General features: G+C 71.5%; 19 protein-coding genes and 1 pseudogene. 6 read left to right on the forward strand and 14 right to left on the reverse strand.

The annotated features are described in order from the left end of the window. Nucleotides 1-97: 97 nt before the first annotated feature. A complete protein-coding gene (gene recQ, locus ACLJPL_RS07910; protein ID WP_411080047.1) occupies nt 98-2161 on the forward strand; it encodes a DNA helicase RecQ in 2064 nt (687 codons plus the stop codon). Nucleotides 2162-2336: 175 nt separating this feature from the next. On the opposite strand, the gene ACLJPL_RS07915 is transcribed toward recQ, so the two are convergent. The 4 genes from ACLJPL_RS07915 to ACLJPL_RS07930 form a co-directional block, all read right to left on the reverse strand. Next, on the reverse strand, nt 2337-3035 hold the full coding sequence (locus tag ACLJPL_RS07915; RefSeq protein WP_411079969.1) for a GOLPH3/VPS74 family protein: 699 nt from the start codon (nt 3033-3035) through the stop codon (nt 2337-2339). Further along, on the reverse strand, nt 3032-4261 hold the full coding sequence (fahA, locus tag ACLJPL_RS07920; RefSeq protein ID WP_411079970.1) for a fumarylacetoacetase: 1230 nt from the start codon (nt 4259-4261) through the stop codon (nt 3032-3034). The genes ACLJPL_RS07915 and fahA overlap by 4 nt, the downstream gene beginning before the upstream one ends. Before the next feature lie 216 nt (nt 4262-4477). Next, nucleotides 4478-6472 carry a CocE/NonD family hydrolase gene (locus tag ACLJPL_RS07925; RefSeq protein ID WP_411079971.1) on the reverse strand — a complete coding sequence of 665 codons (1995 nt, stop codon included), beginning with the start codon at nt 6470-6472 and terminating at the stop codon, nt 4478-4480. Between the two features lie 41 nt (nt 6473-6513). Next, the gene (locus ACLJPL_RS07930) at nt 6514-8013 is read right to left on the reverse strand and encodes a peptide MFS transporter (protein ID WP_411079972.1); all 1500 of its coding nucleotides are present in this window, start codon (nt 8011-8013) and stop codon (nt 6514-6516) included. Between the two features lie 156 nt (nt 8014-8169). Between ACLJPL_RS07930 and ACLJPL_RS07935 the strand changes: the two genes are divergently transcribed. The 4 genes from ACLJPL_RS07935 (at nt 8170) to ACLJPL_RS07950 (ending at nt 14613) form a co-directional block, all read left to right on the forward strand. Next, a complete protein-coding gene (locus ACLJPL_RS07935) occupies nt 8170-9180 on the forward strand; it encodes a polyprenyl synthetase family protein (protein ID WP_411079973.1) in 1011 nt (336 codons plus the stop codon). Between the two features lie 276 nt (nt 9181-9456). Next, nucleotides 9457-10728 carry a LolA family protein gene (locus ACLJPL_RS07940; RefSeq protein WP_411079974.1) on the forward strand — a complete coding sequence of 424 codons (1272 nt, stop codon included), beginning with the start codon at nt 9457-9459 and terminating at the stop codon, nt 10726-10728. Nucleotides 10729-11218: 490 nt separating this feature from the next. Then, nucleotides 11219-11809, forward strand: a complete 591-nt coding sequence (locus ACLJPL_RS07945) for a TetR/AcrR family transcriptional regulator (RefSeq protein WP_411079975.1) — start codon at nt 11219-11221, stop codon at nt 11807-11809. 509 nt (nt 11810-12318) lie between these two features. Then, nucleotides 12319-14613, forward strand: a complete 2295-nt coding sequence (locus ACLJPL_RS07950; protein ID WP_411080048.1) for a SpoIIE family protein phosphatase — start codon at nt 12319-12321, stop codon at nt 14611-14613. A gap of 4 nt (nt 14614-14617) precedes the next feature. Here ACLJPL_RS07950 and ACLJPL_RS07955 read toward each other — a convergent pair whose 3' ends face one another. The 9 genes from ACLJPL_RS07955 to ACLJPL_RS07995 form a co-directional block, all read right to left on the reverse strand. Next, entirely contained in the window at nt 14618-15424 is an 807-nt protein-coding gene (locus ACLJPL_RS07955) for an HAD family hydrolase (RefSeq protein WP_411079976.1), read from the reverse strand. A 72-nt stretch (nt 15425-15496) separates the two neighbouring features. Further along, nucleotides 15497-15973, reverse strand: a complete 477-nt coding sequence (locus ACLJPL_RS07960) for a hypothetical protein (RefSeq protein ID WP_411079977.1) — start codon at nt 15971-15973, stop codon at nt 15497-15499. 89 nt (nt 15974-16062) lie between these two features. Continuing rightward, nucleotides 16063-16287, reverse strand: coding sequence for a DUF397 domain-containing protein (locus ACLJPL_RS07965; RefSeq protein WP_411079978.1), 225 nt, complete (start codon nt 16285-16287; stop codon nt 16063-16065). Between the two features lie 73 nt (nt 16288-16360). Next, on the reverse strand, nt 16361-17194 hold the full coding sequence (locus ACLJPL_RS07970) for a helix-turn-helix domain-containing protein (RefSeq protein WP_411079979.1): 834 nt from the start codon (nt 17192-17194) through the stop codon (nt 16361-16363). Beyond that, the gene (locus ACLJPL_RS07975; protein ID WP_411079980.1) at nt 17191-17685 is read right to left on the reverse strand and encodes a DUF6879 family protein; all 495 of its coding nucleotides are present in this window, start codon (nt 17683-17685) and stop codon (nt 17191-17193) included. The genes ACLJPL_RS07970 and ACLJPL_RS07975 overlap by 4 nt, the downstream gene beginning before the upstream one ends. A gap of 13 nt (nt 17686-17698) precedes the next feature. Then, entirely contained in the window at nt 17699-17893 is a 195-nt protein-coding gene (locus tag ACLJPL_RS07980; protein WP_411079981.1) for a hypothetical protein, read from the reverse strand. A 224-nt stretch (nt 17894-18117) separates the two neighbouring features. Then, nucleotides 18118-18357, reverse strand: a complete 240-nt coding sequence (locus ACLJPL_RS07985) for a DUF397 domain-containing protein (RefSeq protein ID WP_411079982.1) — start codon at nt 18355-18357, stop codon at nt 18118-18120. 120 nt (nt 18358-18477) lie between these two features. Continuing rightward, entirely contained in the window at nt 18478-19005 is a 528-nt protein-coding gene (locus ACLJPL_RS07990; RefSeq protein WP_411079983.1) for a DUF6879 family protein, read from the reverse strand. Between the two features lie 296 nt (nt 19006-19301). After that, the gene (locus ACLJPL_RS07995; RefSeq protein WP_411079984.1) at nt 19302-20621 is read right to left on the reverse strand and encodes an MFS transporter; all 1320 of its coding nucleotides are present in this window, start codon (nt 20619-20621) and stop codon (nt 19302-19304) included. Between the two features lie 56 nt (nt 20622-20677). Between ACLJPL_RS07995 and ACLJPL_RS08000 the strand changes: the two genes are divergently transcribed. After that, nucleotides 20678-21256 (forward strand): CGNR zinc finger domain-containing protein, encoded by a 579-nt coding sequence (locus ACLJPL_RS08000; protein WP_411079985.1) that lies wholly within the window; start codon nt 20678-20680, stop codon nt 21254-21256. 191 nt (nt 21257-21447) lie between these two features. On the opposite strand, the pseudogene ACLJPL_RS08005 reads toward ACLJPL_RS08000, so the two are convergent. Then, nucleotides 21448-21780: pseudogene (locus tag ACLJPL_RS08005) on the reverse strand (IS5 family transposase); the annotation flags it as partial. Between the last annotated feature and the right edge of the window lie 2 nt (nt 21781-21782).

Genomic DNA, 21782 nt, shown 5'->3' on the forward strand with positions numbered 1-21782 from the left:
CGGAGAGCGGACGGACAGGGCCGGGCGTGCGGGCGGGACATTGCGGACCGGAGCCGGACACGGCGGGACCTCGGGGGACAGAGCATTGGGCGTGACCATGGATGAGACCGGGACGGTCACCGGCGACGGGACCGGCGCCGACAAGGGCGGCCGTGCCGAGACCGAGGCGCAGCGGACGCTGCACCGGGTCTTCGGGTACGACGCGTTCCGCGGCGAGCAGGGCGCGGTCATCGAGCATGTGGTGTCCGGCGGCGACGCCGTCGTGCTCATGCCGACCGGCGGCGGAAAGTCCCTCTGCTACCAGATCCCGTCCCTGGTCAGGCGCGGCACCGGGGTCGTCGTCTCCCCGCTGATCGCCCTCATGCAGGACCAGGTCGACGCCCTGCGGGCGCTCGGCGTGCGGGCCGGCTTCATGAACTCCACGCAGGACTTCGACGAGCGCCGCTCGATGGAGGCGCAGTTCCTCGCGGGGGAGCTGGACCTGCTCTACCTGGCCCCCGAGCGGCTGCGGCTGGACTCCACGCTCTCGCTGCTGGCCCGGGGCGAGATCTCCGTCTTCGCGATCGACGAGGCGCACTGCGTCGCCCAGTGGGGCCACGACTTCCGCCCGGACTATCTGGCCCTGTCCGTGCTCGGCGAGCGCTGGCCCGACGTCCCGCGCATCGCCCTGACGGCGACCGCCACGGGAGCCACGCACGAGGAGATCACCCGCCGCCTCGGCATGCCGGACGCGAAGCACTTCGTCGCCAGCTTCGACCGGCCCAACATCCAGTACCGGATCGTGGCGAAGTCCGAGCCCAAGAAGCAGCTCCTGACCTTCCTCAAGGAGGAGCACGCCGGGGACGCGGGCATCGTCTACTGCCTCTCGCGCAACTCCACCGAGAAGATCGCGGAGTATCTGAGTCGCAACGGCGTCGAGGCCGTGCCCTACCACGCGGGTCTCGACGCCTCGACGCGCGCCGCCCACCAGGCGCGGTTCCTCCGCGAGGAGGGCCTCGTCGTCGTCGCGACCATCGCCTTCGGCATGGGCATCGACAAGCCGGACGTCCGCTTCGTCGCCCACCTCGACCTCCCGAAGTCCGTCGAGGGGTACTACCAGGAGACCGGCCGCGCGGGCCGGGACGGCGAGCCGTCGACGGCCTGGATGGCGTACGGGCTCCAGGACGTCGTCCAGCAGCGCAAGCTCATCCAGGGCGGCGAGGGCGACGAGGCGTTCCGCCGCCGGGCCGCCTCCCATCTGGACTCGATGCTGGCGCTGTGCGAGACGGTCCAGTGCCGCCGGGCCCAGCTCCTCACCTACTTCGGCCAGGAGCCCACGGCGGCGAACTGCGGCAACTGCGACACCTGCCTGGTCCCGCCGGAGACCTGGGACGGCACGGTCGTCTCGCAGAAGCTGCTCTCCACGGTGGTCCGCCTCAAGCGCGAGCGGAACCAGAAGTTCGGCGCGGGCCAGATCATCGACATCCTGCTCGGCCGCAAGACCGCCAAGGTCATCCAGTTCGACCACGACCGGCTCTCCGTCTTCGGCATCGGCGAGGAGCTGGCCGAGGCGGAGTGGCGCGGCGTGGTCCGCCAGTTGCTGGCGCAGGGCCTGCTGGCGGTCGAGGGGGAGTACGGCACGCTGGTCCTCACCGACGAGAGCGCCACGGTGCTCGGCCGGGAGCGGGACGTCCTGCTCCGCAAGGAGCCGAAGAAGCCGACGACCCGCTCGTCGTCCTCGGCCGGCGGCGGCCGGGGCGCGAAGGGCAAGGCGGCCGCGGCCGACCTCCCGGAATCGGCGGTCCCGGTCTTCGAGGCGCTGCGCGCCTGGCGCGGCGCGACGGCCAAGGAGCAGGGCGTCCCGGCGTATGTGATCTTCCACGACGCGACGCTGAGGGAGATCGCGACCGTCCACCCGTCCTCGCTCGCGGAGCTGGGCGGCATCAGCGGCCTGGGCGAGAAGAAGCTCACGACGTACGGGGAAGGGGTGCTGGGAGTCCTGGCGGAGACGTCCCCGGGGGCGGCCCCGGCTCCCTCGGCCCCGGCGGCCCCCTCGGCCCCGGTGCCCACGGCACGTCCGGCGACCGCCCCGGCCCGCGCCAAGGCCCCCGCAGCACCGGCCGCCCACCGGGACAGCGACCCCGAGTTCGCCTGGGACGAGGAACCGCCCGAGTACGAGTGAGCACCGGGCGGTGAGAAGGAGGGCGAAGGAGGGCGGCGGACCTGTTCCGGGTCTGCCGCCCGGGCGTGCTTCACGGGCTTCGTCTCCCGGTCGCGGGTCAGCGTCTCAGGGGAGGCCCCCCCGAACGTGTGAACGCCGCGCCCACCGCTGACCGCAGCGCCGTCACCGGCCCCCTTCAGTCCCCGTCCCTGTCCCCGCCCCCGCCGAAGCCGCCGCCGAAGCCCCCGCCGCCGCTCCAGCCGTTGCCGGACTCGTTCTGCTTCACGTTGTGGTGGACGGCCACGGCGGTCCACTCGGAGCGGCGCATGACCTTCATCACCGTGCGGCCCCTGCGGCCGAGGCGGGTCAGTTCGCCGGCGAGGCCGATCGCCGAGGCCAGGGCGGCCAGCACCCGGTCGCGGTGGTCGGGGTATCCCGCCGCCTCGGCCGCCGCGAAACGGTCGAGGACGTCCGGCGCGAGGTCCGGCACGCCCGGGAAGTGGCGGTGGTACGGGAGCACACCGAGGAAGCGGCGGGTCTCCCGGGACAGGACGGCGCGCTCGACCATGGAGTCCAGGTACTCGTCCTGTGCGTACTGGTTGTAGTCATCCACCCAGTGCCGCGCGCGGATCTCCCGGCGGCGGCCCTTGGCCGGCGGGTCCAGGGTCCGGAGCAGGGCGGCGAGCAGCGGGTCGGCCGGGTCCAGCGGGTTCACCACTCGGACCCGGCCGCCCTCCTCCCGTATCCGCCCCTGGATCTCCAGCTCCGCGAGGACGGCCCCGGCGGTCCCGTACGCCAGATCGCGGGCGTTGCACACGGGCTTGCCCCGGTCCGGGTCCAGGGCGAGCAGGATCAGCTCCTCGGGCAGCGTCAGGGCGTGGGAGGGAGAGGTCATGGCGCCGTGACGATCCTGCCGGTCACGTCTCCGAGGCCCACGCGGGTGCCGTGCGGGCCCGGGGCCCAGGCGGTCAGGGTGACCGTGTCGCCGTCCTCCAGGAACGTCCGCTTGCCCTCGGGCAGTTCCAGGGCGTCCCGGCCGTTCCAGGTGAGCTCCAGCAGGGAGCCGCGCTGCGTGGTCTCGGGGCCGCTGACCGTGCCGGAGCCGTACAGGTCGCCGGTGCGCAGCGACGCGCCGTTCACCGTCATGTGGGCGAGCTGCTGGGCGGCCGTCCAGTACATCGAGGCGAACGGCGGCTCGGCCACCACCTGGCCGTTGATCTCGACGGTGATCCGGATGTCGAAGCCGCCGTGCTCCTCCTCCCCGGAGTCGTCCAGGTACGGCAGGAGCGGGACGTCCCGGGCCGGCGGGGCGGTGCGGGCCGCGTCCAGGGCCTCCAGCGGGGTGACCCACGCCGATACGGAGGTGGCGAAGGACTTGCCCAGGAACGGGCCCAGCGGCACGTACTCCCATGCCTGGAGGTCGCGCGCTGACCAGTCGTTGAGGAGCGAGAGCCCGAAGACGTGCTCGCGGAAGTCGGCCAGCGGGACCGGGGCGCCGTGGGCGGAGGGGACGCCGACGACGAAGCCGACCTCGGCCTCGATGTCCAGCTTCACCGAGGGCCCGAAGACGGGCGCCGGGTCGGCGGGGGCCTTGCGCTGGCCGCTGGGGCGCACCACGTCCGTACCGGAGACCACGACGGTGCCGGAGCGGCCGTGGTAACCGATCGGCAGGTGCTTCCAGTTGGGGGTGAGCGCGTCGCCGTCCGGGCGGAAGATCCGCCCGACGTTGGTGGCGTGGTGCTCGCTGGCGTAGAAGTCGACGTAGTCCGCGACCTCGTACGGCAGGTGCAGGGTCACCGCGTCCACCGGGTGCAGCAGCGGCTCCACGTCGGCGCGGTGGCCCGGGACGGTCACCCAGGCGGTGAGCGCGCGGCGCACGTCCCGCCAGGCGGTGCGGCCCGCCGCGAGCAGAGGCGTCAGGCTCGGCTGCGCCAGGAGCCCGGCGTAGGGGGAGCCGAGCGCGTGGGCGGCGGCCCCGGCGTCCAGGACGTGGTCGCCGATGCGGACGCCGACCCGGCGGTCCTCGGGGTGGTCGGGGGTGGAGAACACACCGTAGGGCAGGTTGTGCGGGCCGAAGGGGTCGCCCTCGGGCAGGTCGAGCGGGCTGCTCTGCTCGGGCATGTGTTGCTGCCTCGCTTTCCAGGTCGTGTGGGGGACACGTTACGTCGGAGGTCCTACCCCACGGCAGTGCCCCGACTATCCCCAACTGCACCTATTGCCCGGAAAGTTCGCAGAGCCTCTCGGAAAGGCCCCCGGAAATCCGGGGGCCTGACGGGGGACCCGACGGGACCCGACGACATGACACGCGGACCGGTCGCGACGGAACACCCCCTCCGCTCAGCCCGCCGTGCGCGCGATGCGCTTCTCCCAGGTCCGGTGGAAGACGATCTCGCCGCCGTCCTTGCAGATCACCTCGTTGGAGGTGATGAAGTCGTTGTCGTCGGCGGCGATCTCGGAACGCGTCTCGATCTCCACGTCCCAGGCCATCTCCGGCCGGTGCAGCCGGATCCGCCAGTCGCTGCGGGTGCGCGCGGAGAGCGGGTCGTCCTGCTGGATCGTGTACGTCTCCAGGGCGTCCTCGGTGAATTCGAGGCCGTCCGGGTAGACGCGCGTACCGCCGTAACGGGGGTCGACCTCCATCCGCCACTCGCCCTTGGCGACATCGCGGACGACGAGGCGTTCGGGGCGCGGCTCCTCCAGGGTGACCGGGTACACGACGCCGAGCGGTTCGGACTGTTCCGGGTCGCCGAAGGTGATCGCGGGGTCCTCGGTGTGGCGGCGCACCGGCAGCTCGACGAAGCTGCCGTCCGCGTCGAGGGTGAAGCCCGCCGAACCGGCCTGGGGCCAGATCCAGGGCCAGTACGCGGAGGAGATCGCGATCCGGATGCGGTGGCCGGGCGGGAAGGTGTGGCCGATGCCGTTGAGGTCGAAGGTGACGGATTCGCTCTCGCCGGGGGTCCAGTCGTCGGTGCGGTCGCGGCCGTGCCGGGCGGCGAGGTTGAGGACGCCCCGGGTGACCAGGGTGGAGGAGCCGTCCGGGGCCACGTCGCAGAGGCGGGCGATCGCCTGGCCGCGCGGGACGTCCATCCGGATGCGGAGCTTCACCCGGGGGCGGCCGAGGATCTCGATCGGGGCCTCCTCGACGGGGAATTCGAACGACACCGACTTCGCGTCCTCGTCCCGCTGGTCCGGCGGCAGGTCCGCGTCGTTGCCGAACGGGAAGAAGCGCCCCGCGTCCAGCCCCGTCTGCTGCGGCGAGGCGACGATCCGCTCGCCGCCCTGGAGCGCGTACGCCACCGGGGTGACGTTCTCCGACGGCCAGGAGGCGTCCCCGACCCAGCGGCCGGGCAGCGTCTCGTACACCGTGGCGGGCGGGTGCGAGCCGCTGATCCAGGACCGCAGCAGCGGCTCCCGCATCACCCCGGTGTCCTTGCCCTTGAGGTGCTGGTCCCACCACCGCAGGGTCTCCTGGAGGAAGCCGATCGCCGGTCCCGGCGGCAGCCCCCGGTCCGGGTACTGGTGCGACCACGGGCCGATGATCCCGCGCACCTGCCCCGGGTCCAGGTGCTCGACGAGCCGGAGGACGGTGTCGCGGTACGGGTCGTGCCAGCCGCCCACCGCCAGGACGTTCGCCTTGATCGCCCCGTAGTCCTCGCAGACGCTGCCATGCTTCCAGTAGTCGTCGCGGCTCTGGTGGGCCAGCCAGGTGTGGATGAGGGGGTCGACGGCCTCCAGCCGCTCCAGCCACATCTCCTTCCACTCGTCGCCGACCTGCGCCGGGTCCGGCGGCCGGGAGACGAAGGCGAGCATGGTGGCGGCCCAGGCGTGCATGTCGACGGCGAGGACGGAGCCGCCCATGTAGTGGACGTCGTTGTCGTAACGGTCGTCGGCCGAGCAGACGGTGACGATGGCCTTCAGCGGTTCGGGCGCGAGCTGGGCGATCTGGAGCGAGTTGAAGCCGCCCCAGGAGATGCCGAACATGCCGACCCGGCCCGAGCACCACTCCTGCTGGGCCAGCCAGTGGACGACGGCGACCCCGTCGCTGAGCTCCCGCTCGTCGTACTCGTCGCCCGGCAGGCCCTCGCTGTCACCGTGCCCCCGGACGTCGACCCGTACGGAGGCGTAGCCGTGGCCCGCGTACCAGGGGTGGCGCTGCCAGTCCCGGGGGGCGGTCCAGTCGCTGAGCCGGTAGGGCAGGTACTCCAGCAGGGCGGGGACCGGTTCGTCGGTCAGGGGGCGCCAGATCCGGGCGTAGAGCCGGGTGCCGTCGGGGAGCGGGATGTAGACGTCCTCGCGGGTCGTCTCGTACGGGAACTCGGTCGTGATGTTCATGGGTCACCTCGGTGGGGGACGGGGACGCCTTCTCGGGGCCGCTAGTGGACCGGGTGCATCGTGCGTTTCAGCCACGGCGCGGCGAGGATCATCGCCACCCCCGCCGCCACCGCGATCGCCCCGTTGACGCCGAAGTACGCGGGGTTGGAGACCTCGCCGTACAGCTTCACGATCTGGGCCTGGATGCCGTTGGCGACGGCCAGGGACAGGAACCACAGGGCCATCGTCTGGCTGGCGAACGCCTTCGGGGCGAGCTTGCTGCTGGCGGAGAGGCCGGAGGTCTCCAGCAGTACGTCACCGAGGCCGAGCAGCAGGTAGGAGCCGACGATCCACCAGGCGGCCATCTTGTACGTGTCGTCGGCGTGCCCGGACGTGGGCAGGACCATCAGCAGGAACGACAGGCCGCCCAGGATCACGCCGAAGGCGATCTTGTTGGAGGCGTGCGGCTGGCGGCGGCCCATCCTGACCCAGGTGGCCGCCACCACGGGTGCGAGCGCGACCTCGAACGCGCCGAGCGCGGAGGCGTACCAGCTGGCCGGGAAGGTGAAGCCGAGGACCTCGGTGCGGGCGTTGGTCGAGGCGAGCAGGATCATCGTCGAGTACGCCTGGAACAGGATGAAGTTGAAGACGACGGACCCCAGGAAGAGCACGACGTACGGGCGCAGCCGGCCGCGTTCCTCGGCGGTGACGCGGGGGCTCTTGAACATGACGGCGAAGTACGCGATCGGGGCGATGACCGAGACCACCGTGAGCACGTCCACGAACCGGTCGATCGTGAGCCACCCCGCCAGCGCCAGGGCGGTGGCCACGACGGCGACCGCGATCGCCCCGCCGATGATCAGCCGCACCGCGCGGCGCATCGCGGCGGGGGCGAGCGCGAACTCGGCGGAGTGCTTTCGCCCGGCCAGGTGACGGCGGCCCGCGACGTACTGGATCAGGCCGAGGGTCATGCCGATCGCGGCGGCCGAGAAACCCCAGTGCCAGCCCGCGTGGTCGCCCAGCCAGCCGGTGATCAGCGGACCGGCGAAGGCTCCGATGTTGATGCCCATGTAGTAGAGGGCGAAGCCGGCGTCGCGCCGCTCGTCGTCGGTGCGGTAGAGCTTGCCGACCATGGAGGCCACGTTGGGCTTGAGCAGGCCCGTTCCGGCGCTGATCAGGCCGAGGCCGACCCAGGTCATCGCGTCGGTGGGCACGGCCATGGCGTAGTGGCCGCAGGCGATGAGGATGCCGCCGTACAGCACGGCCCGGTACGAGCCGAGGATGCGGTCCGCCAGCCAGCCGCCCGCGACGGAGACCAGATAGACGAGCGTCCCGTACGCGGCGGACACGGAGGCGGCGGTTCCGGGGTTCATCCCCATGCCGCCGTTCGCCACCGTGTCGGCGAAGAACAGCACCAGGATCGCCTGCATGCCGAGGAACGAGAACCGCTCCCAGACCTCCAGGCCGGACAGGGTCATCAGACCCCGTGGCTGGCCGAAGAAGGCGCGGTCGTCCTCGGGCGGCGGCTGGGCCGGCTCGGTGTCGGCGGTCGTGTTGGACAAAGCAGACACTCCTGATCGTATGAGCTGATCCCGAACATACCGGCGGTGGTGGGAAGCCGCCCACGGTGATCCATAGGAGACCGGATACGCTGAAGTTGATTCGAGAGGTGACACGTCGACATCGCGTGTGATCGTCAGCAGACAGGAGATGCCCTCGTGACCGTCGTCGGGCCGTTCGGACTGCACGTGCGGGACCAGGCTCTTGAGGCCGACGTCCAGACGGGCCTGGCCGCTGTCGAGGCGGGGCTGCTCGAAGCCACCAAGAGTGATGTGCCCTTCATCACCGAGGCCGCCCAGCACCTGGTGCGGGCGGGGGGCAAGCGGTTCCGCCCCCTGCTGGTCATGCTCGCGTCACAGTTCGGTGATCCGGACGCGCCGGGCGTCGTCCCCGCGGCCGTCGTCGTCGAGCTGACCCACCTGGCCACGCTGTACCACGACGACGTGATGGACGAGGCCGACGTGCGCCGGGGCGTGGAGAGCGCCAACACCCGCTGGGGCAACTCGGTGGCCGTCCTCACCGGCGACTTCCTGTTCGCCCGCGCCTCGCACATCCTGGCCGACCTCGGCCCCGAGGCCGTACGCATCCAGGCCGAGGCGTTCGAGCGGCTCGTCACCGGCCAGATCCTGGAGACCGCGGGCCCGCGCGACGGCCGCGACCCGGTCGACCACTACCTGGACGTGCTCAGCGGCAAGACCGGCTCGCTGGTCGCCGTCTCCGGCCGGTTCGGCGCGCTGATGGCCGGGGCCGACGAGCGGACCGTGGACATCCTCACGCAGTACGGGGAGCGGCTCGGCATCGCGTTCCAGCTCGCCGACGACGTACTCGACATCGCGTCCGACACCCACGAGTCCGGCAAGACCCCCGGCACCGACCTGCGCGAGGGCATCCCCACCCTTCCGGTGCTGCGGCTGCGCGCCCAGGCGGCGGCGGACGGCAAGCCCGACGACCTGGAGCTGGTCGAGCTGCTCGACGGCGACCTCAGCGACGACGACAACCTCGCGGAGGCGCTGCGCCGGCTGCGCGCCCACCCGGCGCTGGAGCAGGCCCGCCAGGACACCGTCCGCTACGCCCAGGAGGCGCGCGCCACGCTCGCGCCGCTGCCCGAGGGGTACGCGAAGTCCGCGCTGGAGGAGCTGTGCGACGCGGTGGTGCACCGCGCGGGCTGAGCGGCACGCGCCGCGCGCCGCGGCCGGGCTTCCTTGGTCGACGGTGCGTCATGCGGTGCGCCTTCGGCGGGGCCTACCCCTACTGGATGGCCGACTCACCCCCTCTGGTTGTCATACCGGAGCAGTAGGCGGAGTTGATCCCCGGGGCTGACGCTTCATCCCGCCCGATTTGGTCAGATGGATATCAACCACTCCTGACCACATCGGGTGAGCAGGGCGGCAGGGAGTGGTCGAGCGAACCGGACGGAAGCCGCCGACCACGGAGGTAGGGCACACATGGCACCGAACGACAGCGCAGAGACCACCGGCGAGGCCACGGGCACTGTCAGGGGCCGCCGGAAGGCGACGCGCTACATCGTCCCCGTCGCGGTCGCGGGAGTGGCGGCCGCGACCATCGGGCTCGTCCCGGCGCTCGCGAACTCGGGCGACCCGGACCTGCCGAAGATCAGCGCACAGGAGCTCATCGAGAAGATCGCCGCTTCCGACGAGCAGCAGCTCTCGGGAACTTTCAAGATCAGCACCGACCTCGGCCTGCCCCTCGACGGCCTCGCGGGTTCCTTCCTGCCGGACGGCGGCAAGGGCGGGGACGGCGGCGCGACCGCACCGCAGGACAAGCTCATGGAGCTGACGTCCGGCACGCACACGCTGCGGGTGGCCGCGGACGGCCCGGACAAGCAGCGCCTGTCCATCGTCGGGGGCGCGTCCGAGTACAGCGTCGTCCACAACAAGGGCGAGGTCTGGGCGTACGACTCCGAGTCCGACGAGGTCTACCACGCCAAGGCCCCCGAGGCGTCCGGCGAGACCGAGGGCCGGGACGCCCCGAGGAAGGGCCCCAAGCCCACCGAGGACCTGCCGGCGTCCCCCAAGGCGTTCGCCGAGCAGGCGCTCGCGGCGGTCGGCGACACCACCTCGGTCACCGTGGACGGCACCGCGCAGGTGGCGGGCCGGGACGCGTACCAGCTGGTCATCAAGCCCAAGCAGTCCGGCTCGACGGTCGGTTCGGTGCGGATCGCGGTGGACGCGGAGAACGGCGTGCCGCTGAAGTTCACGCTGGCCGCGGCGAGCGGCGGCAAGGCCGTGGTCGACGCGGGCTTCACCAAGGTCGACTTCTCCCAGCCCGCCGCCTCCACGTTCGACTTCACCCCGCCCAAGGGCGCGAAGGTGACGGAGGCCGACGAGCTGGAGACCGGCAAGGACGAGCACGGGGCGCCGCAGAAGGCCCTCCCGGAGCAGTTCTCCGGGCAGCTCCCCGGCCTGGAAGGGCTGACGGGCTCCGAGGGCGTCAACGTCATCGGCGAGGGCTGGACGTCCGTCGCCGCCATCGAGATCCCCGGCGGCAAGGGCCTGCCCACGGGGGACTCGGGCGACGTGCCGGCCGGGGCCCAGGGCTTCCTGGACGCGCTGGGCGACAAGGTCAGCGGGAAGTTCGGCTCGGGCACGGTCTTCAAGACCCGCCTGGTCAACGCCCTGGTGACGGACGACGGCAAGGTGTACGTGGGAGCCGTGACGAAGGACACGCTGGTCCGGACGGCCAACGACGCCAAGTAGCGCCTTCCGGGACGCCTGGTCGTCCCGCTCCGCCGGACTCTTTCCCGCCTCGTCCCTCCGCGCGTACGCCGGTGGGGCGGGGCGGTTCGGCTGTCACGGTCCGAGGACGGTGGCGAGAGGCCGTGAGGTCGTGAGGTCGTGTGGCCGCGAGGTCGCCAGGCTGTGAGGTGGCGAGGCTGCGTGGCCGCGAGGCTGTGGGGTCGCGAAGCTGCGTGGCCGCGAGGCTGTGAGGCGGATGGAAAGGGCCGGGCAGGGGCCTGGCGCGGTGCCGAGGGTCGTCCCATGGCCGGATCGGATCGGTGAGCGGGCGTCCGTGCCGTCGGCCGGGCGAGCCGTCCCCCGATCGGCTCGTCGCGGCACGAACGGCACGAACGGTGCGGAGAACGAGAGCGACACGACACGGTACGTTCCGTTTCCGCTTCGGTATTGTTCGGCCTGTGACGACTATCTGTCAATAAGGAATGGCTGGAACCGCCCCTATGCTCACCGGATGATCACACCGCCGAGTGGCCTGCGACGCAACGAGCGATCCCACCGAGCGATCCTCCAGGCCGCGCTCGACCTCTGCACGGAGAAGGGGTACGGGCGCGTCACGGTCGAGGCGATCGCGGCCCGCGCCGGGGTCAGCAAGAAGACGATCTACCGCTGGTGGCCGTCGAAAGGGGCCGTCCTGCTGGAGGCGTTCACCGACGCCCTGGTCGACGCCAGCCCGTTCGTGGACACCGGTGACATCGGGGCCGACCTGCGCACGCACGTCGCGGCAGCGGTGAAGCTGCTCTCGGTGCCGCCCTTCGGCCCGGCCTACGCGGGCATCCTCTCCGAGCTCCACCACGACGACGTCCTCGCCCAGGCCCTGAAGGACCAACTGGTCGACCCGCGCGTCGAGGAGGCGGTGGGCCGGCTGCGCAGCGCCCAGGACCAGGGGCAGATCCCCCCGGGCGCGGACCTCCCGCTGGCCGTGGAGATGCTGTACGGCCCCGTCTACTACCGCCACGTCCTGCGCAAACCGGTCCAGGACGAGCCGACGATCGCCACCCTCGTGGCGCACGTACTGCGGTCGCTGGGTGCGCCGGGCTACTGAGAGGCGCGGAGCGACGCCGTACGGGCCGGGGAACGGCATCGAGGAGCGGGCGACCGCGTACCCCCGCATGGCCGGGGCTCGGGCCTCGTCGTCGCCGGCCACCGCCGATATCGATCGGCCGCCCCTCCCGGGGCCCTGAGGCACACCCCCCGGACCGGGCCTCACACGGCTGCCGCCCACCGGTGGCCGGTCCCGGTACGCCGGGTGATGCTGGTCCGGCACGTGCCGGTGCACCGGTGCGCCGGAGCCTGAGGGTGGGTGGAGCCGTGTCGTACGCCGATACCCCGGCCGGATCCGGAAGGGCCGGCCCGGTCCGGCCCGAGCCCGACCGGGCCAGACCTGGAACGCCCGCCGGGGAGGCTCGCACCGGGGAGGCCCCCACTCCGACCCCCACCCCCGGGGCTCCCGCCCCCACCCCCGGGGCTCCCGCCCCCACCCCCGGGGCTCCCGCCCCCACCCCCGGGGCTCCCGCCCCCACCCCCGGGGCCCCCGCCCTCGACCGTGCCCTCCTGGAGACGCTCTTCGCCCAGTCCTCCGTGGGCCTGGTCGTCCTCGACCCGCAGTTGAGGCTGGTCCGCGCCAACGCCCTCGTCGAAGGCGTGGACACCGAGGGGCAGATCGGGCTCCGGTTCAGCGAGGTCTTCCGGCTCGACGACCCGGGCGGCTCCGAGCAGTTGCTCAACCGGGTGCTCGCCGGCGAGGGGCCCGTACGCGACCATCTCGTACGCGGCCGGCTCCGCCAGATCCCCGGGGACCGCATCTTCCTGGTCTCCGCCTACCGCCTGGACGGCCTGCCGGATGGCTTCCCGGACGGCCCCCGGGACGATCCTCCGCACGGCCGCCCGGACACCACCCCGCACGGCCCCCCGACCAGCCCCGAGCCCGAGCCCGACCCCGAGCCCAATCCCGAGCCCGGCCCCCACGACACCGCCGCCCTGGGGCTGGTGACCGCGATCGTCGACGTCACCGAGTCCGAGCGGGCCCGCTCCCGGGAGGCCACGCTCGCCGCCGTGCGCGACGCGGTCGGCGGCTCCCTGGACGTGGCGACCACCTGCCGCGCCTTCGTCGACGCGCTGGTACCGGGGTTCGCCGACCTCGCCGTCATCGAGGTGGTGGACGAGGTCCTGCGCGGGGCCGACCCGCCCGTGGGGTCGCTGCCGCCGGACACCCCGCTGCGCCGCGCGGCGAGCGGCCGGTGCGACAGCGTGCCGGGCGGTGAGGAGGTCGGGAAGCGGATCCAGGGCCGCCGCCCGGTCGGCGGGACCCGCCGCCTCCCCCTCCGTACGCCGTACGCGCTCGCCGTCGCCGACCTGGAACCCCGGCTCGTCCCCCTCGGCCCCGACACCGAGTGGCTGGGCGCCGACCCGGAGGGAGCGCGCACCATCGAGGAGACCGGCGCGCACTCCCTGATCGTGATGCCCCTGACCCTGCGGGGCGCGGTGCTCGGGCTGGTGAGCCTCTACCGCTGCGGGTCCGCCGAGCCCTTCGACCGGGACGACGTGACCCTGGCCGGTTCGGCGGCCACCCGGGCCGCCCTGAGCATCGACAACGCCCGCCGCTTCGAGCGGGAGCACGTGATCGCCTCCACCGTCCAGCGGCGGCTGCTGCCCCAGACCGAGCGCCGGCAGGCCGCCGTGGAGACCGCCCACGTGCTGCTGCCCGGCCGGGACAGCGGCTGCTGGTTCGACACGATCCCGCTGTCCGGAGCGCGTACGGCACTCGTCGTGGGCGGCGTCGAGGGGGAGGGGCTCCAGACGGCCATCGCGATGGGCCAGTTGCGTACGGTCATCCAGGCGCTCGCCACCCTCGACCTGGAGCCGGAGGAGGTGCTGGTCCGGCTCAAGGAGACCGCCGACCGCCTGGCCCGCGAACGCGCCGCCCTGCCGCCGAGCGACTCCCTCCAGGGCGAACCGCTGCGGGCGGGATGCGTGTACGGGGTCTACGACCCGTTCACCCGGACCTGCACGGTCGCCCGGGCCGGACACCCCGCGCCCCTGGTCGTCGGGCCGGACGGGCGGGCGCTCGCCCTCGACGTACCGGAAGGGCCCGGCCTCTTCGACGCGGACAGCGACCTGTTCGCCCCCGCCGCCATCACCCTGGAGGAGGGCAGCATCCTGGCGTTCTGCACGGCCGAGCTGCTCAGCGACGAGCGCGCCGAGGACCGCATCACGCGGGCCCTCGCGCGCCCCGGCCGCAGCCTCCAGCAACTGGGCGACGACATCGTGTACGGGCTGCCGGACGACGCCCGCACCACGGGGGCGGCGCTGCTCCTGGCCCGTACCGGTACGGTCTCCGACCACCTGGTGGCCACCTGGGACCTGCCCCAGGACCCCACGGCGCCCGGCAACGCCCGCGTCCTCGTACGCGACCGGCTCCAGAGCTGGGGGCTCGACGAGGACACCGTCGACTCGACCGAGCTCATCGTCAGCGAACTGGTCACCAACGCCGTCCGTTACGGCACCCCGCCGCTGCGCCTGCGCCTGCTGCTGGACTCCACGCTGACCTGCGAGGTCCACGACGGCAGCGCGGCGGCCCCGCACCTGCGGCACGCCCGCACGGTCGACGAGGGCGGCCGGGGCCTGTTCATCGTCTCCCGCCTCGCCGCCCACTGGGGAGCCCGCCACGGCCCGGACGGCAAGGTTCTGTGGACGGAACAGGACCTTCCGGCCGGCGGAACCGTCCGGGATCCCTCGGGCGATGGCGGAACCGTCCGGGATCCCTCGGGCGGCGACGGAACCGTCCAGAGCCTCTCGGGCGGCGGCGGAACCGTCCAGCCCCCCTCGGGCGGCGGCGACAAGGACTGAGCCCTCAGCCGAACAGTCGCTCCAGGACCGCCGCCACCCCGTCCTCCGCGTTCGAGAGCGTCACCTCGTCGGCCGCCGCCCGCAGCTCCGGGTGCGCGTTGCCCATCGCCACCCGGTGGCCCGAGCGGCGGAACATCGGCAGGTCGTTGGGCATGTCCCCGAACGCCACCGTCCGCTCGGCCCCGATCCCCAGCAACTCGGCCGCCGACGCGATCCCGGTGCCCTTGTCCACCCCGTGCGGAGCGAGCTCGACCGTGCCGGGCCCCGCCATCGTGACGCTCGCCAGACCGCCGACGGCAGCGCGGGCGACGGCGGTCAGCGCGTCGTCGCCCAGCTCCGGGTGGCGGACGAGCACCTTGATCACGGGCCGCTCCCAGAGGGCGTCACGGGAGGACACGCATACGGCGGGGAGCGTCGGGTTCGGCATCCGGTACCCGTTCTCGATCAGCGTCACACCGTCCACGCCGTCCTGGTCCACGGCCGCGAACACCGCCCCCACCTCCGCCTCGATCTTGCCGAGCGCGGTGTCGGCGGCCTCCCGGTCCAGGGTGACGGACCGCAGCAGGCGCGCGCTGTCGGCGTCGTACAACTGCGTGCCCTGGCCGCACACGACGAGCCCGGCGTACGCCAGGTCCGCGAGCAGCGCCCGTATGCCCGGGACCGGCCGCCCGGTGACGATCAGGTGCCGGGCCCCGGCGGAGACGGCGAGGGCGAGCGCGGCGCGGGAGCGGTCGCTCACGGTGTCGTCCGGGCGCAGCAGGGTGCCGTCCAGGTCGGTGGCGACGAGGGCATATGCGGGTGGCGTGGGCATGGGCCACAGCCTAGAAGAGCCCGGACAGCCGCTTGCGCGCGAGGGGAAGATCCGGTAGAGGGGCCACCGCCGTTACGCGCGGTCCTGTCGAGCCGGGCAGGGCAGGTCGGGCGCGGCGCGGTTGGGGGAGCACGTCACCAGGGCGACGGAATGGAAGACCGTGCCGGTGAGGTAGTGGCCGAGGGATACGTCTCCGCCCCACGCAAGCCGCTCGATCGCGGCCTTGACCAAGAGCAGCAGCCTAGTCGATTCCCGGTCCTGGGCAGAGGCGAACCGGGGTGCGAACTCGGTGAGTTGGAGGCCCAGCCAGGCGCCGGCCTCTTTGGGCTCCTGCCAGGTTCCCCGGATCGTCGAGGGCGGTTTCATGAGCCAGTGCGCCGTCTGGATCGGGGGCGCCTCGGATACCGGGAACACGGCGACGGCTTCCCGGTGCCGGTCGTGGACTTCCTTGTCGCTGGTGGCCGTTGGGGCCTGGCCGGGGGGTCTGCGGATGCTCTCCTTGTCGAACGTCTTCTTCTCGCCGAGCCAGGCATAACCGTGGTGGTGCACTGCCGCTCCGTTCCAGCGGGCGAAGGCGGCCCCGGCCCGTGGCCGGTCGGTGAGGGCGGGGCCGCCGGTTCAGTGGTGCGCGGGATGGGTCAGGCGGAGAGCTCGAAGCGGGCCGGGTCGATGCCCGCCGCGTCCAGCTCCGCCGTGGTGAACCGCAGCGGCTCGGCGTCCGGGCGCTTGCTGTCGCCCATGGCCCAGGCGTCCGGCCCGATCCGCGCCAGCGTCACGCACGCCTCGCCGTCAGGGTGGGTGTTGCCGCCGCACGCTCTCGAGAACTCGGCTCCCTCGATGGGGAGCCCGTACAGATCGGTCATTGGTCGTGCCCTTCCTGATCTGCTGACGTTTGTGTGTGACGGCAGCAATGGTGTCCAGGAAGGGGTGGAAATTCTAGGCAGTTTCCTGTTCGCGCAAGAACTCGTCCCGGATGCCTTCGATCAGGGCCCGCATGTCGTCACCGGAAACAGCGGTTTCGCTGAAACCCTCGAACTTGGATACGTAGAGAGAAACGTCCCGAGGGTCGGTCACCACCATTTCCGCGTGAACCGTTTCGACAGTCACGGCACGGTCGTCCCGGATCACGAACGCGTGGTTCGCAATGTCGTGCTTCCGGCCTCCGAGAGGCACGACGCGTATGTCTACGTTCGGCAGGCGCGAAGCCGACACCAACCGGTCGAGCTGGCCCACCATGACCGTGGGCGGCACGATCAGCCACCGAAGCACCGGTTCAGTGATGACGAACTGGAACGTCTTCGTCTCGTCGTACAGGACCTCTTGTCGGTCGATGCGCGCACCGGCCGTGCGACGGACCGTCTCCTCGCTGAGATCGTCGTAACGAGAAAGGATCGCCTTCATGTACTCCGGGGTCTGGAGCAAGCCGGGTACCAGAGCGGGCTGGAACAGCCGCAGAAGGTTCATCCGGGCTTCCAATTCCCGCAGACGCCGCTGAGCTTTATGGAGTCCAGCGCGCTGAATCAGACGCCACGCGGTGGCCTCTGTCGCCGCGGCGCGGGCGGCGTCCAGATACTCTGCTTTTACGGACTCCGAGACGCCGATAGCCGTCAGTACGCGGTCGACGTCGTCCGCACTCGGGGAAATCTTCCCGGTCTCAATCCTGCTGAGCTTGCTCGGCGACATGACAGCGCTGCGGGCGACCGCTTTGGCCTCCATCCCGGAAGCGTTCCGCAGCACCCGCAGCGCGACGCCGAGCTCTGAACGGTTCACGCGCCGTGTTCGGCCCACCAGTCAGCGAACGGCACAGCGTGAGCAAGCGCCGTGTCCCGGTATGCCGCGTACTCGGCGGCCCGATCACCGGAGAGCACGTCGGCACCGACGAACTCGCCGTCCTCGGTGTAGTGCATGGGCGCTGCGGTGGTTGAGTCGAACAGCCAGAAGTCGCCCACGTCGACGAGCGGGTCCGGTTGCTCGGTCACGTCGAGGATGAAGAACTCCTCACCGGCCGTGCTGTTCGTGATGTAGCCCCAACCGAGTTCGTACCGCAGATAGGGCGTGAGCGGGCGCGTGACCACATGTACGCGGTACATCCTCCGTCCGGCGCTGACATGCTTGCGCACCTCGTCGAGCCAGTCAGTGTTGTAACCCTCCGGCTTCGGCTCGCCGTCGAGAAACAGCCGGTACGCGTCCACGTTGCCGGAGTGACCGTAATCGTCGCGGGTTTCCAGCCGGAACGCCTCCTGCTTGAAGTCGTCGAACATGTCTCCCAGGTTCTTAGACACCGAGCCGGCCTCCGAACGCTTCGATGATCAGATCCATGGGGATCTCGACGAGACCTTCGTGTGCCGGAATCTTGAGCCCGTGGCCCGTCGGCGTCTCACCCTGGACGAGGACGGTGCCCCGGTCGGTCTTGTAGATCGTGGGGCAGTTCGTCTTCTCGCACGTTGTCGCAAGCATGGTCACCTTCACAGGCGTTCCCCTCTGCCGTCAGTGCCGTCAGCGCCGTCTTTTCCGATCCTTCCGGTCCGCAGTGGCGCAGGGCAAGGGCCTCTGGTTTCCAGAACGGGAAACCGGGGCCGGCTCCTTCGGGGCTTTCGACTGAGCCTCGCTCCGCGTGTGCCTGCGGGGCAGCAAGCAGCCCCACCGTGCGTGCACGGTGGGGCTGTTGGGTGGGGCGGTCCGATCCGGGCCGGTCAGATGGTGCCGAGCTCACCGGACCGGATGCCCGCGACGAAGGTGGTGAACGCGTCGGCGGGGAGGGTGAGGGCCGGGCCGGTGGTGTTCTTGGAGTCGCGGACGGGGATCACGCCGTGTGGCGTGGCGAGGTTGGTGGCTACCTCGACGCACTGGCCGCCGTTGTTGCTGTACGAGGACGTGAACCAGTGCGGGGTCGGCGTCGGGGTCTCGGTCTCGGTGTCGGTGTCGATCGTCATGATGTCCCCTCTCGTAACTGCTCGGTCGTGGCCGCGGACGCCCGCCCCACCCGGGAAGGGGCCTCGGCTTGCAGTCGATGGTAGGTGCTCGACAGGCGGTCGACCCGGGGTCGGAGACGCTCAATCGCCGTACTTCGCCCACCATTCGGGGAACGGCACGGCCTGAGCCATGGCCGTGTCCCGGTAGGCCAGGAACCTGGTGAGCTGGTCCTCTTCGAGGAAGTCGGACCCCAGGTATGCGCCGTGTCCGTCGTACTTCATGGCGCTGACGACCCGCTCGTCGAAGAGCCAGAAGTCCGGGGCGTCCGGGATCGGGTTCTCCTGTTCGGTCGTGTCCAGGATGAAGAACTCCTCCCCGGCTGCCATGTTCCGGTGGTAGCCCCAGGCGAGTTCGAACCGCAGGTAGTCCGTCAGCGGGCGGGCGAGGATATGGACGCGGTAGATGCGCTTTCCCGACCGGACCGCGTTCCCGACCGTGGTGACCCAGCCGGCGGTTCCGTAGCCCTCGGGCTGCGGTTCGCCGGCAAGGAACGCGCGGTAGGCGTCGACACCCCCGGACTTGCTGTAGTCGTCCAGAGTCTCCAGCCGGAACGCCTCCCGGTCGAAGTCGTCGAACCAGTCGCTCAGCGTCTTGGGCGAGGTCGTCACTGACAGCCTTTCCGTTGAGTGGAGGGTTGGGACGGGCGGGGCGGGTGCCGGGCACTCGTCCCTGCTCGGTCGTGGCCGTGGAACACCGCCTGGGACGGGGTCTTGGCTTGCCGTCGATGGTAGGCGCTCGACACCTCAGCCGGAGCTGCCGGAAGTGGATGAAGCCACGAGCCAGGGGGCCGGAGCCAGGCGGCAGTTGCCCTTCGCGAGGAGCCTTTCGTGCCTGGCCGCTTCGCCGTTCCGTGCGGGCGCACACGGTGGCAGGAGTGCGTTCAGCGGGCCTTCACGGAGAGCGCTCAGGCCGACATCGTGCTGTCCTGGGGCGAGTCGGCGGTTGTCGACGGGACTACGAAGAAGACCAGTGCCGCGAGGGCGGCCACGCTCGCCGCGAGTGTCAACGTGACGGGGAGAGACCAGGTCGCGACGGGGCCGGCAACCGCTGCCCCCAGGGCGAATCCGGTGATCTTCAGGCTGGCCCCGGTGGTGAAGATCTGACCTCGCAGGTGGTCCGGGGCCTCCCGGTGGCGGACGGCGAACAAGGCGGCCAGTCGGGGGCCTTCACCTGTTCCCGCTATGAGCACGGCCACGATGAGCACGACTGGTTGACCCCACGCGGCCAACGCCAGCGCCACAGCCTGGACGAGCGCGCCGGCCCAGACGATCGTGTCGGGGGCGACCGAACGCGGAAACCGAGCGAGTACGGCGTTGGCCGCCAAAGCTGAGATCGCCACGCAGGAGAGCAGCACCGCGCCGCGGCCGGCCCCACCCAGAACACGTTCGCCGAGGAGCGGTATGCACGCCATCAGCATTCCCTGGGCGACGCAGGAGACGGTCGAGCTCAGCGTGGCCCGGGCCAGGGACGGTCGGGCGACGATGACCCGAAATCCGGCGGCAAGGTCGCTGGTCACCGACGCCGCCCGCACTCCCGGTACTCCCCGCGCCCTTGGTGTCCTTGGTGCCTCTGGCACCCTCGGAGCCCCCGGCACTCCTGGCACCCCCGGATCGCCTGGTGCCCCCGGCACTCCTGGCACCCCCGGTGCCCCCGGCGCCCGACCGGGACCGGCGGGCAGCATCCACGCGGCGGGCAGCGCCAGGGCGATGAGCACCACAGCGACCACCACGGCCATCGGGGCGCCCAGCGCCTCCGCCACGCCGCCCGCGAGAGCCGGACCGGCCAGACTCGCCATGCTGAACGTCATGGCATCGAGCGCGTTCGCCCGGGGCAGGCGGTCGCCCGCCACCACACGCGGAAGTTGCGCCGTCCAGCCGCCCGACAGAGCCGGCCCCAGCAGCCCGGTCACCGCTGCGATCAGGATCGTGACGGCGAACGGCCACCGCCCCAGCCCTCCGAGGATCACCCCCAGTCCCACCGCATAGGCGACAAGAGCCCCGGCCAGCAGGCGTCCCGGCCGGGCTGCCCGGTCGAGCAGCGTCCCGAGCAGCGGGCCCCCTAACGCGGCAGAGACCGTGATGCCCGCCAGCAGCGACGACGCGGCGACGGTCGATCCGGTCAGAGCGAAGGCCGCCAGCATCAGCGCCGGTCCTGACATCTCGTCCCCGGCACGGGCTGCCACGGCTCCTACGAGATAGATGCGGAGTGAGTAACGCTTTCTCATCGCCAGGACGTTACGGAGGTAACTCAAAACTGCGCAAGATGCGTTACATTCACTAGGTGTCATCCCACAGCGACGATTGGTCCACCCGACACTCCGTGCTGGCCACGGCCCGGCGCACCGCCGCCCTGATCAGCGTCCTGGCCGGCGACCGCCCCGACCCGGCTGAGGTCGCCGACGTGCTCCGCGCCTACGGTGAGCCCGACCCCGTCGACCTCACCACCCGCGATGTCGCGAAGATGCGGGCAGCCGCCTCCCTGCTGCGGCGCGTCTTCGCCGCCGGGCACGCCGACGACGCCGCGGCCATCCTCAACCAGCTCCTGAGGGACCACACCGGACCGCTCCGCCTGACCTCGCACGGCGGCAGCACCCCCTGGCACCCTCACCTCGACCGCGAGGACGACGCCCCCTGGGACGAGTGGCTCCTCGCCTCGTCCTGCATGGCCCTGGCCGTCCTCGTCTGGGACCGCCAACGTCCACCCGGCAGGATCTGCGCATCCCCCACCTGCCAGAACGCCTTCATCACCCAGGGCAGCGGCCCCGAGCGGCGCTACTGCTCCCGCCGATGCGCGACCCGCGAACGAGTCGCGGCCCATCGACGCTCCCGCTCCGCCGAACAGCCGGGCGAAGCCACCTAGGACATGTCCGGGCGATCATGATGCTGGTTAGGGTACGAGCGTGGCCAGGACGAGCGTGACAACGAGACCAGCAGCGTGGTCTGCCTGTGGGTTGAGCCGTGGGGAACTGATCACTGGATGGAGCCGGGCGAAGAGTTCACCGTCGTGACCGAGACGGACCCGGAGCACTCGCCGTTCAACGTGGTTGTGCATGATCCCGCCGCGTGCTGATGCGCCCGCACGATGGTGGAGTCGACTGAGATGTCCCAGTCGATCTCACCCGCGGCGTCGGCCGCTGCCTGGACCTGCTGGAGAAGGTGCTCCCAGGTTCCGTCGGCCGACCACAGACGGTGGCGTTCGTAGACGGTCTTCCACGGCCCGAACCGTTCGGGCAGGTCACGCCAGTGAACACCGGTCCGAACCCGGTACAGAATCCCGTCGATCACCTGCCGATGATCCCTCCACCTGCCACAACGCCTGTTGCTGACCGGCAGGAACGGCCGCAGCCGTTCCCACTCGGCATCACTCAGATCACCCCGCCCCATGA

The sequence above is a fragment of the Streptomyces sp. cmx-18-6 genome (assembly GCF_046548915.1).
In the GTDB taxonomy this organism is placed as follows: Bacteria; Actinomycetota; Actinomycetes; order Streptomycetales; family Streptomycetaceae; genus Streptomyces.

Bases quoted from the DNA above. Each gene is read 5' to 3' on its own strand.
- ACLJPL_RS07940 (WP_411079974.1), top strand. From the start codon at position 9,457: ATGGCACCGAACGACAGCGCAGAGACCACCGGCGAGGCCACGGGCACT.
- ACLJPL_RS07985 (WP_411079982.1), bottom strand. From the start codon at position 18,357: ATGACGATCGACACCGACACCGAGACCGAGACCCCGACGCCGACCCCG.
- recQ (WP_411080047.1), top strand. From the start codon at position 98: ATGGATGAGACCGGGACGGTCACCGGCGACGGGACCGGCGCCGACAAG.
- ACLJPL_RS07955 (WP_411079976.1), bottom strand. From the start codon at position 15,424: ATGCCCACGCCACCCGCATATGCCCTCGTCGCCACCGACCTGGACGGC.
- fahA (WP_411079970.1), bottom strand. From the start codon at position 4,261: ATGCCCGAGCAGAGCAGCCCGCTCGACCTGCCCGAGGGCGACCCCTTC.
- ACLJPL_RS07945 (WP_411079975.1), top strand. From the start codon at position 11,219: ATGATCACACCGCCGAGTGGCCTGCGACGCAACGAGCGATCCCACCGA.
- ACLJPL_RS07965 (WP_411079978.1), bottom strand. From the start codon at position 16,287: ATGACCGATCTGTACGGGCTCCCCATCGAGGGAGCCGAGTTCTCGAGA.
- ACLJPL_RS07915 (WP_411079969.1), bottom strand. From the start codon at position 3,035: ATGACCTCTCCCTCCCACGCCCTGACGCTGCCCGAGGAGCTGATCCTG.
- ACLJPL_RS07975 (WP_411079980.1), bottom strand. From the start codon at position 17,685: ATGTTCGACGACTTCAAGCAGGAGGCGTTCCGGCTGGAAACCCGCGAC.
- ACLJPL_RS07995 (WP_411079984.1), bottom strand. From the start codon at position 20,621: ATGAGAAAGCGTTACTCACTCCGCATCTATCTCGTAGGAGCCGTGGCA.
- ACLJPL_RS07925 (WP_411079971.1), bottom strand. From the start codon at position 6,472: ATGAACATCACGACCGAGTTCCCGTACGAGACGACCCGCGAGGACGTC.